Origin of the sequence: Sorangium sp. So ce296 (assembly GCF_051529605.1) — a bacterium.
GTDB classification, from domain to species: domain Bacteria; phylum Myxococcota_A; class Polyangia; order Polyangiales; family Polyangiaceae; genus Sorangium; species Sorangium cellulosum_D.
The window spans coordinates 9997067-10013628 of sequence record NZ_CP150325.1; the positions used below are offsets into that span (position 1 = coordinate 9997067).

Sequence of the window (16562 nt, forward strand, 5' to 3'; positions counted from 1 at the left end):
CACCTTCAACGCGAGGTCATTCCCAGTTCTTGCGCTTGGGATTCTCCCAAGGCGCCTTGCACAACACGCAATTATCGCCGAAGAAATAGTCTCGCGCGCCCATGTCGTTGTAGATCCAGTAGCGCATCCACGCGACGATCGCGGGCCGCTCTTCGCCGCCGCCGTCCCTCTCGATGTATTGATGAGGCGCGCCCGTCAGCGTTGCCAGGAATGTCGGCACTTCGGACATGTCGTAGGTGGCCTGCTGGAGGGGCATGCCGACAGTATCCTGGGTGCCAGTCGTCTGCAGCATCGTGCCGTGGAGGTCGGCCGAGGCCCTGTGGCCGTGGATCGAGACGACAGTGGCCACCGCCTCGTGACCGCCGAGTTGCACGGCCGAGGTGCCGCCGACCGAGAAGCCCATCGAGACCGCGTGATCGACGTAGAGCTTGCCCTGGTATTTGCCTGGCGCGTCGTTCTGCTCCAGGATCCAGTTGAGACCATCCTCCATCTTCTTGCGATTGCCCTCGTCGCCGGGGCCGCCATTGAGGACGGGGGACCCGACGACCACGAAACCGTGAGAAGCAAAGTTCGTCAGCATGGTCGTGTGCACCGCCACCTGCTGGCCGATGCCGGGCCCGAAAATGATCGGAGCATGCAAGAAGCCGTCCGTACCCAGGGGTTCGGGCCTAAACACCGTATAGGCTCCGTTCGGCCCCACGTTCCGCTCCACGACTGTATCGAAGGGGCCCTCGTCCGAGTAATCGGCGATCGGCGGCAGGGTGGGACCGCCCATCCCTCCTGCGCCGCCGCCTCCTGCCTCGCCGCTCATCCCTCCTGCGCCGCCGCCCATCCCTCCTGCGCCGCCGCCCATCCCTCCTGCGCCGCCGCTCATCCCTCCTGCGCCGCCGCCACTCCCCGAGCCGTTTCCGCTCCCCGCGCCGCTCCCGGTGGTAACGCCGAGATCGCCGCCCACGCCGGTCGAACCGGCGCTGCCTTGCTCTGAGCCGCCTTGACCGCTCGCCTGGTCGCCGCACGCCGCGATGGGCATACAAACTGCTATCGCTATCGATGACATCAGCGACAGCGACGCAAGGCGCACACCCGTGAAAGCACTGATGGACTTCATATGGATACATTACCCTCCATATCCGGCCGTGTCACGTATCGAAAAATTACGGTAGGGGTCCATAAACCCTTCACCACCCCTACCGGGCAGCTCGCGCCGGTCCCGCCGAGCCCGCAGTATCCTCGCCACCTTGCATACCGCGGTCAGCTCGGCTGTTATCGTGCGCAGTACTTGATGGACAGGAGGCCCTCGGCGATCCGGTTCTTTGATGACTCGTTCTTCTGACTCCGGAACTCCGCGCCAGCTTCGAGACTGCTGCCGCAGGAGCGGCGCGCACGAACATGATCCGTGATCTCTTCATCGCCGTCACGCGTACGCCGTCATTCCGGGCAGCCGCCGAGTAGGTTGACCCCGTGGGCGAATGGCCTCATTCGCTCTCGGGGCTGGCGATCGAGCCTAGGTGGTTGCCAGACGTTCCGCACGTGGAGCGCGCCCTGATGTCATCCAAGCCGAACCCAGCTTTTGTGAACGTTCACATGGCGGGCGTCAATCGAAAACTGACGCGCGACGACGGCCGGCGCGCGCGAGGTCCGCGTCGAGCGGGGAACGGAGCTGGTGAGGGAGCTCCGGCCTCGGGCCCTGCACGGAGAAGGCGCCGTGCCACGGGCCCGCGGGCTGCGGGTGCGGTCAGCGGGTCGAGGGCAGCTATGGAGTCGTGCGGGGGTCGCTGCGGGTGCTGCAGGCGTGAGCGGGGGAGGGGAGCGAGGTCGCGGGCCTCGTCACGCCTGCTCGGGCACGCCTCCCCGGACGGGAGGCAGCGGCAGCGTGACGCCCTCGGACAGGTTGCCCTTGCCGGGGACGTGGTTGATCTCGAGCCGGATGCCGTCCGGATCCTCGAACAGGATCGAGTAGTAGCCGGACGCCCACGCGCCCTCCTCGGGCGCGTGCACGAGCGTGCCGCCGAGCGCGGCCAGCGTGCCCTCGAAGAACCGGTGGAACGCGTCGATGTCCTCGCGGCTGCGGGCGCGGAAGCACAGGTGGTGCAGGCCGGGCTTGTACTGGTGAAAGCGGGCGCCCGCGTGCTCCGGGTTCACGGGGCGGATCAACAGGCCGGTCTTTCCGCCGATGTAATAGAGCATGGGCCTCTCGGTCTCGTTGCCCGGGTCGTCGTACTGACACTGCATCTCGAAGTGCTCGCACAGCGCGCGGTAGAACGCGCGGCTGCGCGGGAAGTCGGTGACCGAGAGCTGGATATGGGCGATTCCGGCGAGGTTCATGGCGATCACGGTAGCCCAGAACCGACCGCCGGGGGCATCCCGCCGCGCGCGCCGCGGCGAAGGCATGGCTGCCTTCGGCCGCGCGCGCGACGGCGCGCCCGGGGTGAGACGCGCTGGCCGCTCCGCGCGCTCGCTCCTACAAGCGCTCGATGAGGAAGCTCCGGGTCTTGTTGTCGAAGGTGTGGGTGGCGAGGTTCGTCACGTCCGTCGTGAAGACGCGCGACTCGGCCGAGTATCGCCAGAGCCCGTCGTAGAGCGTCACCTTGAAGCCGGAGGGGACGCGGACGGAGCTGACCCTCTGGTCCCATGGGGTGCTTAAAAAGTGGGAGGAGCCGATGCCGTACATGACCGAGGCGCCCGACAGCCCGGCGTTCTCGTACAAGGTGACCACGTCCAGCTGCGGGTCCGAGGCGTTCGCGACGACGATGCTCGAGATGGTGTTGTCGAAGCCCGCGGCCGCCAGATTCGTGTCCGAGGTGAAGACGCGCGCCTCGCCCCCGCGGTCGGGGTGCATGAAGACCGTGACCCGGAGCCCGGCGGGGACCTTGATGGCGCTCGCGCGGTTGTCTCCGATGATCGTCGCGTCCGTGAGGTCGTGGCGGCCGAGCCCGAAGCCCTGTGAGATGCCGGAGAAGTTCGAGAGATCGTGGAGCACCACCTGGCCGCTGGGGTGGACGGTGGGGCCGCCGGCGATGGTCGCGTCGATCCACGCGCGGTGGCGCGCGACGTCGACGCCGAGCTGCCTCGCGTGCAGGTTCGTGCCGTCCTGCCCGTTCACGGCCGAAAACACGGCGACCTGACGCCCGTCGACGAACCACGGGCCGCCGGAGTCGCCGTTCCAGCCCGAGCCCGTCACGCCGGTCGCCAGGAGCTCCTCGTCGGAGTACCAGCTGTCGATGTGGAGGGTCGCCTTCTTGAGCGACGGCGCCATCACCAGCGGCGTGCCCTCGCTCCCCCAGCCGTAGGCCGTCGCGTCCGTGCCGGTCGCGACCGACGTCGCCTCGGCCAGCTGGACGAACGGTCCAGCGGCGGCCTCGGTCAGGTGGAGCAGCACGATGTCGGCCCTGGCCGAGGGCACCTCGACGGCGTCGACCGCGATGCGCTGGCCCTGGAGGTACGTGTTGCTGCCGACGCGCACCGCCGACGTCTCGCCCTCGTCCGCGATGCAGTGCTGCGCGGTGAGCACCCAGCGCGGCGCGACGAGGGTGCCGGTGCACTGGAAGAAGTCGCCCGTGCTCCCGCGCACGTCGAAGACCTGGACGGCCCAGGGGCTCGCCTCGGCGACCTCGCCGCCGACGATCTCGGACGACTGCGACTCGAGCGCCTCGAGCGGCTCGTCCGACGCGCCTTCAAACGAGCAGCCCGTGGAGAGGGCGAGCGCGGCGCCTGCGCACGCCGCGAGACCAAGCTGATGACCAAGTTCTCTCTTCTTCATTCTACCTCTACATCATGATTATTATGATGATGTTCAGACGATCGTTCGCGCCGAGGGAGTCCGCCTCCGCCGGGCGGCTGCCAGCGCCAACGAGGTCAAGCCAGCGTTCGTCAGCGATTCGTCAGCGAGCAGAGCGACAGGGCCTGTGATGACGGCACGCCCGGCTCGGCGACGACGCGCCGGGCCCAGTACGGTGGAGGGACCACCGGAGCGGGAGGCCCGGCGGCAGGCGTACGAAATCCGCCCGCGACCGCTCGAGAATCACGTCCAGAGTATGCCTCGCTACCCGGAGCGACGCCAGGCGGCGATCTGGAACGGCCGCGTTCGAGGCGTGGAACGAGGCGGCATCACGCTATTCGCGTCGAGCTGCATCTTTATGCTGGGCCGCCCCGAAATGGGTCACGACGGCGCGGCATCGACCTCGATGGGTCGGCTGGCCAGGAGGTCGTCCAGCAAGGCGCGCAGCGCCAGCGATTGGCGGGCGGCCCGGGTATACAGGGCGGTCGCTTGAATCACCGGCATCTCGACGTCGGGGAGCAGGCGTACCAGCGACCCACGCTCCAGGTCACGCGACGCGAGGAACTCGGGGACGAGGGCGATGCCCAGCCCGGCCCTCGCCGCGTCCCGCGTGACGATCATGTTGCTGGTGCTCATGCGCCAGGGGACGCGCACGGTCTCCCCGCCGATCTTCCACTGGATGATGTCGGGCCGCGGGACGACGACGGCGTGCCGGGCGAGGTCGGCGGGCCTCCGGGGCATGTCGTGCTGCTCCAGCCAGCTCGGCGAGGCGACGATGACCATCGAGATGTCGGCCAGCTTGTGGCTGATCAGCGCGCTGTCCTGGATCGCCCCCATGCGGATGGCCAGGTCGTAGCCGTCGTTGACCAGGTTGACGCGCCCATCATCGAGGCGCAGGTCGACGCGGACCGCCGGATAACGCCTCATGAACGCGAACACGCGGGGCGCGATCGCCGCCTGGCCATAGGCGACGGACGCCGTGACGCGCAGCAGCCCGGAGGGGGCCGCGTGGCGGCGCTTGACCTCGGCGGTCGCCAGCTGCGCGTCTCGAACGATGGGCTGGACCCTGTCGAAGAACCGCCTGCCCGTATCCGTCAGGCTGAGCGCGCGCGTGGAGCGGATCAGCAGCGGCGCGCCGAGCCGCTTCTCGAGCAGCGCGAGGTTGCGGCTGATGGTCGCCTTGGGCAGGCCGAGCGCCCGGCCGGCTGCGCTGAGCGAGCCTTCCTCGACGATGCGCACGAACATCGACAGACCTGACAGATCATCGGGCTCCCTCAATGTTCCACTCCTCGAACGCGGCCATTCCCGGGCGCCGCCTGGCGCCGCCGCGGGCATCTTCGCACACCCTGGACGTGATCCTAAGCGTGGCGGCGGCGGCGGTGGGGCCCGCACATGTTGGGGCTCGAGGCGAAGGGGGCTGCTGCGCAAAGGACCGCGGGAGCGCGGCGAGCTCGCCTCGCGTGGCCAGCCTGGGTTGGGCTCGGCGCCCGCCGCGGCGACGGGGCGGCTGCCGGCGGCCGCGAGAGCGCGACGGCGCGCGCGGGGTGAGGCGCGCTGCCGCGCACCGCGCGCTCGCTCTACAGGCGCTCGATGATGAAGCTGCGGGTCTTGTCGTCGAAGCCGTGGGGAGCCAGGTTCGCGTCTGCCGTGAAGACGCGTGACTCCGGCGAAGTCCAGAAGTACCCGTCGTAGAGCGTCAGCTTGAAGCCGGGGGGGACGCGGACGGAGCTGACCCGAAAGTCCCATGGGCCGTTGAAGAAGAAGTTGCCGCCGACGCTGTACACGAACGATTGGCCCGAGAAGTTGGCGTTCTCGTAGAAGGTCACCACGTCCAGCTGCGGGTCCGAGGCGTGCGCGACGACGATGCTCGAGATGATCTCGTCCGCGCTCACGGACACGCCGTTCGTGCCCGCGGCGAGGTTCGTGTCCGAGGTGAAGACGTACGCCCCCTCCTCGAAGTTGGCGTTGAAGAAGACCGTGGCCCGGAGCCCGGCGGGGACCCTGATCGAGCTCGCGCGGTCATTGCCGATGATCGTCAGGTCCTCGACGTCGTAGCGCCCGATCCCGAAGCCCTGCGAGACGCCGGAGAAGTCCGAGTGCTCGTAGAGCACCACCTCGTCGCCGATGATGGCGGACGAGCGCGGCTCGAGCGGCTCGAGCAGCTCGAGCGGCTCGTCCGACGCGTCGGCGACCGCGCAGGCCGAGGAGAGGCCGAGCGCGGCGCCCGCGCAGACCACGATACCGAGTTGATTGCCAAATTCCCTTGTCTTCATCCTGCCTCCACATCATTATCCTGTTCAGGCCGTCGACCGCGCCGAGGGCGCCCGCCTCCGCCAGGCGGCCGCCAGCGCCATCGAGGGCAATCCAGCGCTCGTCTGCGCGCAGATGGACGGGGTCCGTGGTGACGGCATGCCCGGCTCGGCGACGGCGTCTCCGAGCAGACCCATGGGCGCACCGGGCGAATACGGTGGAGCGGCCGCCGCAGCGAGAGGCCCGGAGGCGGGCGCTCGAAATCCGCCCGCGACCGCTCAAGAATCACGTCCGGAGCATGCCGCGTTACACGGAGCGACGCCAGGCGGGGATTTGGAACGGCCGCGTTCAAGGCGTGGAACAACGCAGCATCGCGCGGTTCGCGTCGAGCTGCATCTCGATGATGCGCGCGCCGACTGGAACAACGCCGTCCACGCCTGGTCATCGGCACGAGCTGGATATCGGCGCTTCCGGAGAGATTCGCTGGATATCGGCGCTTCCGGAGAGATTGATGGCGATCGCGATAGCCCGGAGAGGGAGTGATTGCGGATCGTGTGCCAGCGGCGCGGTGTGCCCTGCATGGGGGAGGCGCCGTGTCACGCGCCCGCGGGCGGCGGCGGACGGTCAGCGCGCTCGTCGCCGGCGCCCGCGAGCGATGCCCGCGTTGCGCACGTTCGTGACGCGCCTTCGCGCTTGACGGTGGATCGTGGAGTCGGCGACCTTTGCGTAACCTACGCTACAGGAGCCTTCATGCGCCATCGGTTCCCCATCATCGCCACGTTGACCGCCGTTTCGCTGCTGCTCAGCGCGAGCGCCCGCGCCGCCGACGGAGAGGACGAAGTCACGCTCAAGAACGGCGGCACGATCCGGGGCACCGTCGTCGCGTCCGAGCCCGGGGAGAGCGTGAAGATCATCGAGCTGGGCGAGAAGGAGGTGCGCGTCATCCCGTGGTCCCAGGTCTCGGACGTGGAGCGCGGGAAGTTCGCGGAGAAGAGCGCGGCGCAGCCCGGCGCTGCGGGGCCGGGCTACGGCGCCGCGCCGCCGCCGCAGCCGGTCCCGGCCCCTGAGCCGACGCTCGGCGCGCCCGGCGTCGTGCGGCTGCACGTCGACAGCCCGACGCCCGTGCGGGTGGTCGAGGAGGCCTCCACGACCTACGGCGCCTACGGCGGCTACGGCTTTGCCGTCCAGCAGATCCGGCCCGTCTGCGTCTCGCCGTGCGACAAGGTGATCGACGGCAGCGACGGGCGCCGGTTCTCGCTCTCGCCGGAGGACATGCCGCCGCCGGCGCCGTTCACGCTCGCGCAGATGACGGGCGACGTCACGCTCCACGTCGACCCCGGCAGCTACGGGCGCCGCACCGCCGGGTTCTGGCTCACCCTCCTGGGCACCACCGCCGCGGTCACGGGAGGCACCCTCATGCTCGTGAGCTCCCTGAGCTCATCGGTCGACGACTCGGGCTCGGCGGAGCCGAAGGACAGCGGGATCTCGACCCCGGGCCTCGTCACGGTCATCGGCGGCGGCGTGGCGCTCGTCGGCGGCATCGTGCTCATGGCGACGTCGGGCACGTCGGTCTCGCTCGAGCAGCGCGACGCGAGGCCGGCGGGCAAGGCGGCGCGGGCCAAGCCGCGCTACTGGCTGGGCGAGTTCTGATGCGCCCGCGCCGGCTCCGCGCGCTCGTCGCGCTCGCGCTCGGCGCGGGCTGCAGCCACGCCGCGACGCCCGCCAGCGCCCCGCGCAGCCCCGAGCAGCCCGCGGCGTCGGCGCCGCGACGGACGTTCAAGCTCGACGACGGCGCCATCGAGGACGTCGTGCGCGCGGTGAGCGCCGCGCGGCAGCTCGCGCCGCGGAGGCCGGTCGTCGTCGAGCGGCTCGACCGCGCGCGCTTCGTGGAGCGCCTGCTCGGCGGCCGCGACGCGGAGCCCTCGCCGGGCGGCGCGCTCAGCTCCGAGGCCGCGTTCCTGCTCGGCTTCGACTTCCTCCCGCAGCCTGGAGAGCGCGGCGGGCTCTCCACCGTCGACGAGGTGCTGGAGGAGCAGGTCGTCGGCTTCTACAGCCGCGCGACCGACAAGGTCTTCATCCCCGACGTGCCCCTCGCGTCCGAGGACGAGCTGCTCGAGCAGCGAGCGGTGCTCGCGCACGAGGTGCAGCACGCCCTCCAGGCGCAGCGCTTCTCCCGCCCGCCCGAGGCGGCGAGCGCGGACGAGGCCATCGCGCAGCTCGCGCTCATCGAGGGCGACGCGATGGTGGCGATGGGCGCGTGGCTCGGCGCCGAGGCCGGCGCGCCGGTCGGGCGCACGCTGCGGCGGATCGTGGAGGTGACGAAGCGCGTCCCGCTCGCGAGCGTCACGCGCGGCGAGGCGAGCAGCAAGCTCGACAGGGCGCTCGACGTGACGCGCAAGCGCCTCGAGTTCCCCTACCGCGACGGGATGCTGCTGGTCACCGACGTGTATCGCGCCGGCGGGTTCCCGCTCGTCGACAAGATGTACGCGCGCTTCCCGCGCAGCACCGAGCAGGTGCTGCACCCCGAGAAATACCTCGCGGGCGAGCCCCCGCGGCCCTTCGCCGATCCGAGGCCGCCTCCGGGGTACGCGCTGTCCACCGCCGACACGCTCGGCGAGCTCGGCACGCGCGTCCTCCTCGAGCGCTGCGCCGGCGCGGACGTCGCCGAGCGCGCGGCCGCCGGCTGGGCGGGCGACCGCTTCGGCGTGTTCGTCGGGCCGGATCGGCGCCTCGCGACGGCGTGGATCAGCGCGTGGGACACCGAGAAGGACGCGGAGGAGCTCGAGGCCGCGCTCGGCCAGAGCGCGGCCTGCTGGCGGGAGAACGCGCTCGGCCTCGAGCGCGGCGACTACACGATCGGCGCCAACATCGCCGTCCACCGCCGGGGCAAGCTCGTCGCGTTCGTGCGCGGGTTCCCCGCGCGCGCCGAGGCCGCGCTCGCGTCGCACCTCTTCACGCTCGCCGGACCGGAGCCGGTCCCCACGCCGCTCGCCGATCTCCCGATCCCGCCGCGCGTCCGCCTCCCCGAGCCGGAGCCGGGCCGCCTCGACGGCGACGTGTACCGCAACGAGTGGCTCGATGTCGTCGGCCGGGTGCCGCCGGGGATGCTCGGCCGGCTGGGCGGCGATGTCGAGTTCGTGATCGAGCGGCCCGGCACGCTGGCGCACGGCGGAATGTCGGTGTCCACGCGCATCACCAGCGATGTCGAGAACGAGAAGACCTTCGGCGAGGTGCAGGCGTCGTTCGCCCGCGAGGTCGCCGCGCACTCCATGCGCGTCGAGGCGCTCGGCGGCGGCCCGGTGGCGACGGCGCTCGGCGCGGGCATCGAGCGGAGATGGCGGGTCAGCGGTACGTGGGTGGAGCTCCGGCTCGTGCTCGTCCCCATCTGCGCCGGCACGGGGTCGATCGTGTTCGTCCAGGCCTACGGCGACCCCTACGCGCGCGGCGTGCTCGACGGATGGATGGAGAGCTTTCGCTGGACCCACGGGCGCAATCTCACCGCGTGCGACTTCCTCGATCCGAAATGAGGCTCTGCCAGCCGGGGGCAGGTCACGCTGGTGGGAATCGACGTGATCGACGAGATCGATGTGATAGATGCGATCGATGCGATCGATGCGATCGATGTCTCCGCAACGATTGAATTTCCCCAGACTGTGCGCCATGCACGCCAGGGCTGCCCTCAAAACTATGTACGTCGAGGAAGATTGTGATCCATCTCAGCATGGATCTGGGGTAAAATCCCCCGGGAGGCGATGAGCGAGCAGCAGGAGACCGTGGCGCTCGAGGCGGAGCTGGACGCGTTGCGGAAGGAAGTGCAGCGCTTGCGCGCTCGCAACGCCGAGCTGGAGGCGGATCGCAGCCTCCCGGGGCGCTTGCTCGACGCGCTGCCCAGCCTCGTTTACGTCCTCGATCTCGAGGAGCGGCGGTACGTCTACGTGAACCGGGAGCTCGCCGAGCTCGCCGGAGAGGGCATCGGCGCCGCGGCGGGCCCGCTCCGCGGCGACGGCCTTTCCTCGATGTTCCATCCGGACGATATCGGCCGTATCGAGGAGTACCGGGCTCGCGTCGCCGCCTCGGAGAGCGGGGAGCCGGCGACCGTGGAGTACCGCGCGCGCGGCCGCGACGGGGCCTTTCGCTGGTTCTTCGAGCGAGGCGTCGCGCTCGGCCGCGGTCCGGAGGGCCCGGGGCGCCGGATGCTGGGGTCGGCGCACGACATCACCGCGCGCAAGCACACCGAGCAGATGCTCGAGCGGAGCGAGAGCCTGCTCCACGCGTTCCTCGAATACACACCGTCGATGATGGTCGCGGTGGACGTCGAGGGCCGGCTCCTCCTCTTGAACCACGAGATTGAGGCCTATTACGGGATGAGCCGCGAGGAGCTGCTCGGGAAGGTCGTCTACGACCTCCTCCCGCCGGCGGCGTCCGCCTCGATACGGAAGGCCAATGACGAGGTCGCGGTTTCGGGGCAGCCGGGCGCCTCCGAGCACGTGCTCGTCTATCCCGACGGTCCGCGCAACTACCTGTCGACAAAGTTCCCCATCCGCGACGCCGAGGGGAAGCTCTACGCGGTCGGGACGGTGTCGGTGGACATCAGCCGGACCAAGCAGGCCGAGGCCGAGCGCGCGGAGATGCAGCGGCGGCTCATCGAGATGCAGCAGGCGACGATCCAGGAGCTCATCACGCCGCTCTTGCCCCTGGCGCGCGGCGTCGTCGCGATGCCGATCGTCGGGACCGTCGACCCCGCGCGCGCCCAGCAGATCCTGATGACGCTGCTCGAAGGGATCGCCGCCCGGAAGGCCCGGATCGCGATCCTCGACATCACCGGCGTGAAGGACGTCGACGCGCACGTGGCGCAGTCCCTCGTCGGCGCGGCGCGGGCCGCGGGGCTGCTCGGCACCCGGGTCGTGCTCACCGGGATCAAGCCGCAGGTCGCGCAGACGCTCACGATGACGGGCGCGGATCTGAGCGGCATCGTGACCAAAGGCACCCTGGAGAGCGGGATCGCCTACGCGCTCCGCGCCCGTCGCCGCTCTTGAACGAGCGCGCTCCCACCGTGAGGCCGGGTGGTCGCGCGTGCGCGCAAAGCCTCCACGGCGTCGGCGGAGCGCGCGAGCACCGCCGAAGAGCGGTTCTCCAGCGCCCTTAACCGTGTACGATGTGGAGGACATGCGTCCGCGCCCGTACCGGAGCGCGGGGCGCTGTCGGGACAACGTGCGATGTAGCCCAGGAGGTTGTCGATGAAGCCTGGAGTGATGCCGTTACGGGGCGCGTTCGTGGCGACCGTGGCCGTCAGCCTGATCGGAGGCGCGGCGCTGGCCCGCGGCGTGCCAACGCTGGCGCTGGCTGGTTATGATCCGATCCCTGGCCCCTCGCCGTGGGGCCCTGACGACGAGGCGGGCGCCTCCAACACGCAGACGGACGACAAGGTCCTCGAAGGCAAGCGCCTGATCAAGGAGGGCAAGGTCTATCGCCTGGGGCACGTCTACGAGCCGGGCATGGCGACGTTCCCCGGCAACCAGGGGCTCTCCCTGGACGCCGGGCCGATGTCGCTGATAGCGCAGCAGGTCACGAACTCCGAGGTGATGCACGGGGAGTTCGGCCAGATGGGGACGCAGTTCGACGCGCTCGGGCACTTCGGCTACATCCCGCCCGGGAGCTCGGACCCCGACGACGCGCTGTTCTACAACCAGTTCACGGGCGCCGAGGTCATGACCGAAGACGGGCTCGCGCACCTCGGCGTCGAGAACGTGAAACCCCTCGTCACGCGCGGCGTGCTCCTCGACGTCAAGCGCCACGCGAACGGCGGGGAGACGCTCGCGTGGGGCCAGGAGATCACGCTCTCCATGGTGATGAGGACGCTGCGCGCGCAGAAGATGGACGCGCGCGACATCGGCGTCGGCGACGTCGTGCTGATCTTCACGGGCTGGGAGGAGAACTGGGAGCTCGGCACCGAGGGGTTTTACACGCAGCCGGGCGTGGGGATGGCCCAGCCGGGGATCGGGCTCGAGGTCGCGAAGTGGCTCTCCTCGAAGGGGATCGCCTGCGTCGGGTCGGACAACTTCGGCATCGAGGTCACCCCGCCGAAGCCTCCGGTCGCGCCGGGGGTGGTCTTCCCGGTGCACCATCACCTGCTGGTGAAGAGCGGAATCTTCATGCAGGAGGCGATGGTGCTCTCGGAGCTGGCCGCGGATCTGGCCGCAGAGCTCGAGGACCGGCCGCACGGCCACAAGAGCCCGTACGAGTTCTTCTACGTCTACAGCCCGCTGCCCCTCCGGGGCGCGTCCGGCTCGCCCGGGATTCCGCTCGCGATCCGGTGAGCGTATCGGCGCGCTCGATCCGGGCTCGGCCTGCTCAAGCCCGGTGCATCCGGAGGCCCTGCTGTCCCGCCCCGAGCCCGTCCTTCAGCCTCATCGACGGGATCTCGTAGTCGCCGTGATTCTGCGGCCGATAAGCGATCGGCCGATCGGTGAACAGCCCCGCGAGGCGCCGGTCGAGGTCGGCCGCGATCGTCCGGAAGCGCGCCTCGTCCACCCGCTCGGCGCGGTAGACGACGAACGGATCCAGCACCGAGAAGCCGGGGTAGAAGAGGATCCCGTGCTGGATGGGGAACAAGAGGTCGTCGATCGGCCCGTTGATGCCGCGCTCCGCGTAGTGGTCGGCCCAGCCGCCGGCGGTGAGCACGAGCATGGCGCGCTTGCCGGCGAACACGCCCTCGCCGTAGCGGTCGCCCCAGCGCCGGTCCGAGTGCTCGCCGACGCCGTAGGCGAAGCCGTGCGCGAACACGCGCTCGACCCAGCCCTTCAGGATCGCCGGCATGGAGAACCACCAGAGCGGGAACTGGAGGATGACGGCGTCCGCCCAGAGGAGGCGCCGCTGCTCCTCGACAACGTCCGGTGTCTGCGTCCCCTCGGCGAAGGCGCGGTGGGAGGCGTCGATGAGGCGCAGGCGGGCGCCTTCAACCTCGGCCGGGAAATCGGCGCGGTCGAGCGCCGCCTTCCAGCGCTGGGCATAGAGGTCGGAGACGAGCACCTCGTGCCCGGCGGCGGTGAGCGTGGCGACCATCCGGTCGCGGAGCGCGCCGTTGAGCGAGCGCGGCTCGGGATGCGCGTAGACGATGAGGATGTTCATGGCATGTCCTTTCCGAGGGCGTGTTCGTCGGCTCGCGCGGCGGAGCCCCGGGCCTCCACGGCGCGGCCGGGTCGACGCCTCGAACACTACGCCTCTCCCCGGCATCGTTGAAAACGCGGTTCTTCTGTGCTGCTATCACCCGGGTGGATAGCAGCCGCCTCGACCTGAACCTGCTCGTCGCGCTCGACGTGCTGCTCGCCGAGCGCAACGTGACGAGGGCCGCCAGGCGGCTCAACCTCAGCCAGCCGGCGCTGTCCGCGCAGCTCCAGCGGCTGCGCGAGATCGTCGGCGACCCGCTGCTGCTCCCCGCGCAGCGCGGCATGACGCCCACGCGGCGCGCGCTGGAGCTGCAAGCCCCGCTGCACGAGGCGCTGGAGGGCGTGCGCGCCGTGCTCGCCGCGGGGGCCGGCTTCGATCCGGAGACCGCCGAGATGACCGTCGCGGTCGCCGCGTCCGATTATGTGCAATACGCGCTGCTGATGCCGCTCGCGTTTCAGCTCCGGCGCGAGGCGCCGGGCGTGCGGCTCGCGTGGCGGGCCCTCGACGGCGCCCAGCTCGCGGACCAGGCGGAGCGCGGCGAGGTGGACCTCGCCTTCATGACGCCCGACACCGCGCCCGAGCGCCTGCGGAGCAGGAAGGTGCTCGACGAGCGCTATGTCGTCATCGTCCGCCGCAAGCACCCGCTCGTGTCGCGCGCCATCAGCCTCGACCAGCTCTGCGCGCTCGACCACGTGGTGGTGAGCCCGCGCGGCGGCGGCTTCGCGGGCGCGACCGACGCCGCGCTCGCCGCGCACGGGCGCGAGCGGCGCGTGGTCCTGTCCGTGCCCTCGTTCCTCGTGGTGCCGGAGATCGTGGCGCGCTCGGACATGGCGGCGCTCGTCCCCGAGCGCGTGGCGCGCGACCGCGCCGGCCGGCTCCAGATCCTCACGCCCCCCGTCCCGGTGTCGGGCTTTGCCATCGCCATGGTGTGGCACGACAGGACAGCCAGGCACCCGGCGCTCACCTGGTTCCGGGACCGGGTGCGAGCGTTCGCGGCGGGCGTTTGAGGCGAGCGGCGCCAATCCGGTCCTTCCGACCGGGATGTTGAGGAGGCCACGACGTGCTAAGCGCTCGGAGATGGCTTCGGGAATGGCGTTATCGTGCTGCACACCGCTCGCCTTGATGATCGCCTGCGCGGCCGAATCCTCGCGCGCGCCCGTCGACGCGGGCACCGACGCGCCGCCCGCGGGCACCGTCACCGCGCCCCCACCGCTCCCGCGTGAGGCCGCCCTCGACGCGCGCTTCGTGAAGATCACGCTGCACCGCGAGTTCACCTGCGAGGGGGCGAGCTTTGCGGACTTCAATCGCGACGGGGTGACGGACGTCATCGCGGGCCCGGATTGGTACGAGGGTCCGGGGTATGGAACGAGCCATCCCGTGTGGCCGAGGAAAGCCTTCGATCCGCACGGCTACTCGGATTGCTTTTTCGAGTTCCCCTACGACTTCGACCACGACGGGTTCACCGACGTCCTCGTCGTCGGCTTTCCGGGGATGCCCGCGGCTTGGTACCAGAACCCGGGCGACGGCGACGCGCTCTGGGCTCGTCACGACACGCTGCCGTGGCCGATCGACAACGAGGCGCCCCTGTTCGCCGACATCACCGGCGACGGCGTGCCCGAGCTCGTGCACATGTCGGGGGGCGCGCTCGGGATGTCGTCGCCCGGCGTGGACCCGACCGCGCCGTGGGTCTTCCGGGCGCTCACCGAGGATCGGGGGTACCGCGCGTTCACGCACGGCCTCGGCGCAGGCGACGTCAACGGCGACGGCGCGAGCGACTTGATCGAGGCGAGCGGCTACTTCACGCAGAGCCCAGGGTCGCCCGACGGCTTGCCGTTCACGCGCGTCGAGCAGCCGTTCGGCGCCGGGGGAGCGCAGATGCTTGTGGTCGACGTGGACGGCAACGGCGACGCGGACATCGCGACCACGCTGGCCGCTCACGGCTACGGGCTCTCCTGGTTCGAGCAGGTTCCAAACGTGGCCGGCGCCGCGTTCGTGGAGCACGTCGTCGTTCCGGGGACCACGCCCGACGCCGCGTCGAGCGTGTTCATGCACGAGCCGCACGCGCTCGCTCACGCCGACATCGACGGTGACCGGCTCCAGGATCTCGTGAGCGGCGAGCGCTTCTGGGGTCATGTGCCTGCCGGCATGCCGGACTTCGACGCGCCGGCCCGGCTCTACTGGTTCGAGCAGGCGCGAGCGGCGGAACGCATCGACTTCCAGCCCGTTCTCATCGACGACGACTCGGGGGTAGGCACCCAGCTCACGGTCGCGGACGGTAACGGAGACGGTCGGCCGGACATCGTCATCTCGAACAAGAAGGGCGCTTTCGTCTTCCTGCAACGCTAGGACACCGATCGCGTCGATAGACCCTCAAGCCTTCCTCCGGCGGCGCGGGGCCTTTCCCGCCGGCGCCGCCGCCCCGGCGCCGGGACCGCAGCGCCGCAGCTCCTCCCAGAGCGCCTGCGCGACGACGCCGTGCGGGCGGTCGCGGCGGCGGATCACGAACAGCTCCATGGTGTCGGCCTCGAACTCGGGGACCTGCAGCGCCACGAGCTCGCCCGTCGCCAGCGCGCCGGCGGCCACGTGCTCGGGCAGCCCGCCCCAGCCCATGCCCGCGAGGATGATCTCCTTCTTCGCGGCGACGTCGCTGACCGTCCAGCGCAGGCCGCCCCCCAGCACGTTCAGGGACGGCGAGGCGCTCCCCCTGGCGCTGTCGCGCAGGATGATCTGCGCGTGCGCCCGCAGCAGCGCGGGCGGGATCGGCGCGCCGCAGGTCGCCAGGGGGTGATCGAAGCGCGTCACCGGGATCACCCGCACGTCGCAGAAGCGCGCGATCTCCACCGCGGACGCGTCGATCCCGAGCCTCGTGGCGACGGCGAGATCGGCGCGGTCCTCGCGCAGCGCGTCCGCGGTGCCCGCCAGCCGCTCGGTGCCGAGCTCGATGCGCACCAGGGGATGACGCGCCTGCGCTCGCCGGAAGATGTCCATGATGGGGCCGAGCGGCGTCACCGCGTCGACGGCGAGCCGCACGATCGGCTCCGCCTTGCCCGAGAGGCGCATGCCGAAGCTGCGCAGCGCCTCGGTGCCCTCGATGACGGCCGCGGCGCGCTCGTGGAACAGGCGGCCGGCGTCGGTGAGCGTGGCGCGGTACTCCCGGCGGTCGAACAGCTCGACCCCAAGCTCGCGCTCGAGGTTGCGCACCAGCTTGCTCACGGCCGGCTGGGACTTGTGCAGCCGCGTGGAGGCGGCGCTGAACGTGCCCTCGTCCGCGACGGCGAGGAAGGCGACGAGCTGATCGTAGGTCATGGCGGCCCGGCAGGATCAAAACCTGGAGTTATGGAGTCCATAGAAACATACCACTTTCTTG

At 70.5% G+C, this 16562-nt stretch carries 14 protein-coding genes; 7 read left to right on the forward strand and 7 right to left on the reverse strand.

The window, feature by feature from the left end:
• Window positions 1-16 precede the first annotated feature (16 nt).
• From WME98_RS37095 to WME98_RS37115, 5 genes are all read right to left on the reverse strand, one after another.
• Window positions 17-1108 (reverse strand): hypothetical protein, encoded by a 1092-nt coding sequence (locus WME98_RS37095; RefSeq protein ID WP_437946389.1) that lies wholly within the window; start codon window positions 1106-1108, stop codon window positions 17-19.
• 719 nt (window positions 1109-1827) lie between these two features.
• Window positions 1828-2325: a VOC family protein gene (locus WME98_RS37100; protein WP_437946390.1), complete on the reverse strand. Its 498-nt coding sequence runs from the start codon at window positions 2323-2325 to the stop codon at window positions 1828-1830.
• Window positions 2326-2461: 136 nt separating this feature from the next.
• A complete protein-coding gene (locus WME98_RS37105) occupies window positions 2462-3760 on the reverse strand; it encodes a S1 family peptidase (RefSeq protein WP_437946391.1) in 1299 nt (432 codons plus the stop codon).
• 399 nt (window positions 3761-4159) lie between these two features.
• The gene (locus WME98_RS37110; RefSeq protein WP_437337348.1) at window positions 4160-5056 is read right to left on the reverse strand and encodes a LysR family transcriptional regulator; all 897 of its coding nucleotides are present in this window, start codon (window positions 5054-5056) and stop codon (window positions 4160-4162) included.
• Window positions 5057-5355: 299 nt separating this feature from the next.
• Complete coding sequence (locus WME98_RS37115) at window positions 5356-6051, reverse strand: hypothetical protein (RefSeq protein WP_437946393.1); 696 nt, start codon at window positions 6049-6051, stop codon at window positions 5356-5358.
• 727 nt (window positions 6052-6778) lie between these two features.
• Between WME98_RS37115 and WME98_RS37120 the strand changes: the two genes are divergently transcribed.
• From WME98_RS37120 to WME98_RS37140, 5 genes are all read left to right on the forward strand, one after another.
• The gene (locus tag WME98_RS37120) at window positions 6779-7678 is read left to right on the forward strand and encodes a hypothetical protein (protein WP_437946394.1); all 900 of its coding nucleotides are present in this window, start codon (window positions 6779-6781) and stop codon (window positions 7676-7678) included.
• The gene (locus WME98_RS37125; RefSeq protein WP_437946395.1) at window positions 7678-9555 is read left to right on the forward strand and encodes a hypothetical protein; all 1878 of its coding nucleotides are present in this window, start codon (window positions 7678-7680) and stop codon (window positions 9553-9555) included. Before WME98_RS37120 ends, WME98_RS37125 begins: the two co-directional genes overlap by 1 nt.
• Before the next feature lie 42 nt (window positions 9556-9597).
• Window positions 9598-9738 (forward strand): hypothetical protein, encoded by a 141-nt coding sequence (locus tag WME98_RS37130; RefSeq protein ID WP_437946396.1) that lies wholly within the window; start codon window positions 9598-9600, stop codon window positions 9736-9738.
• A gap of 42 nt (window positions 9739-9780) precedes the next feature.
• Window positions 9781-11064 (forward strand): PAS domain-containing protein, encoded by a 1284-nt coding sequence (locus tag WME98_RS37135; RefSeq protein ID WP_437946397.1) that lies wholly within the window; start codon window positions 9781-9783, stop codon window positions 11062-11064.
• A gap of 201 nt (window positions 11065-11265) precedes the next feature.
• Window positions 11266-12345: a cyclase family protein gene (locus tag WME98_RS37140; RefSeq protein ID WP_437946398.1), complete on the forward strand. Its 1080-nt coding sequence runs from the start codon at window positions 11266-11268 to the stop codon at window positions 12343-12345.
• Between the two features lie 34 nt (window positions 12346-12379).
• Here WME98_RS37140 and WME98_RS37145 read toward each other — a convergent pair whose 3' ends face one another.
• Window positions 12380-13156: an NAD(P)H-dependent oxidoreductase gene (locus tag WME98_RS37145; RefSeq protein ID WP_437946399.1), complete on the reverse strand. Its 777-nt coding sequence runs from the start codon at window positions 13154-13156 to the stop codon at window positions 12380-12382.
• Between the two features lie 143 nt (window positions 13157-13299).
• Here WME98_RS37145 and WME98_RS37150 point away from each other — a divergent pair, with 143 nt between their 5' ends.
• Both WME98_RS37150 and WME98_RS37155 read left to right on the forward strand, forming a co-directional pair.
• Window positions 13300-14202, forward strand: a complete 903-nt coding sequence (locus WME98_RS37150) for a LysR family transcriptional regulator (protein WP_437946400.1) — start codon at window positions 13300-13302, stop codon at window positions 14200-14202.
• An 82-nt stretch (window positions 14203-14284) separates the two neighbouring features.
• The gene (locus WME98_RS37155; RefSeq protein ID WP_437946401.1) at window positions 14285-15541 is read left to right on the forward strand and encodes an FG-GAP repeat domain-containing protein; all 1257 of its coding nucleotides are present in this window, start codon (window positions 14285-14287) and stop codon (window positions 15539-15541) included.
• Window positions 15542-15565: 24 nt separating this feature from the next.
• Here the strand turns inward: WME98_RS37155 and WME98_RS37160 are convergent, their stop codons facing one another.
• Entirely contained in the window at window positions 15566-16501 is a 936-nt protein-coding gene (locus tag WME98_RS37160) for a LysR family transcriptional regulator (RefSeq protein WP_437946403.1), read from the reverse strand.
• Window positions 16502-16562: the final 61 nt, after the last annotated feature.

Excerpts from the sequence above, each read along its gene's own strand:
- WME98_RS37140 (WP_437946398.1), top strand. The coding sequence starts at position 11,266 with ATGAAGCCTGGAGTGATGCCGTTACGGGGCGCGTTCGTGGCGACCGTG.
- WME98_RS37155 (WP_437946401.1), top strand. The coding sequence starts at position 14,285 with ATGGCGTTATCGTGCTGCACACCGCTCGCCTTGATGATCGCCTGCGCG.
- WME98_RS37095 (WP_437946389.1), bottom strand. The coding sequence starts at position 1,108 with ATGAAGTCCATCAGTGCTTTCACGGGTGTGCGCCTTGCGTCGCTGTCG.
- WME98_RS37120 (WP_437946394.1), top strand. The coding sequence starts at position 6,779 with ATGCGCCATCGGTTCCCCATCATCGCCACGTTGACCGCCGTTTCGCTG.
- WME98_RS37100 (WP_437946390.1), bottom strand. The coding sequence starts at position 2,325 with ATGAACCTCGCCGGAATCGCCCATATCCAGCTCTCGGTCACCGACTTC.
- WME98_RS37145 (WP_437946399.1), bottom strand. The coding sequence starts at position 13,156 with ATGAACATCCTCATCGTCTACGCGCATCCCGAGCCGCGCTCGCTCAAC.
- WME98_RS37160 (WP_437946403.1), bottom strand. The coding sequence starts at position 16,501 with ATGACCTACGATCAGCTCGTCGCCTTCCTCGCCGTCGCGGACGAGGGC.
- WME98_RS37135 (WP_437946397.1), top strand. The coding sequence starts at position 9,781 with ATGAGCGAGCAGCAGGAGACCGTGGCGCTCGAGGCGGAGCTGGACGCG.
- WME98_RS37105 (WP_437946391.1), bottom strand. The coding sequence starts at position 3,760 with ATGAAGAAGAGAGAACTTGGTCATCAGCTTGGTCTCGCGGCGTGCGCA.
- WME98_RS37125 (WP_437946395.1), top strand. The coding sequence starts at position 7,678 with ATGCGCCCGCGCCGGCTCCGCGCGCTCGTCGCGCTCGCGCTCGGCGCG.
- WME98_RS37115 (WP_437946393.1), bottom strand. The coding sequence starts at position 6,051 with ATGAAGACAAGGGAATTTGGCAATCAACTCGGTATCGTGGTCTGCGCG.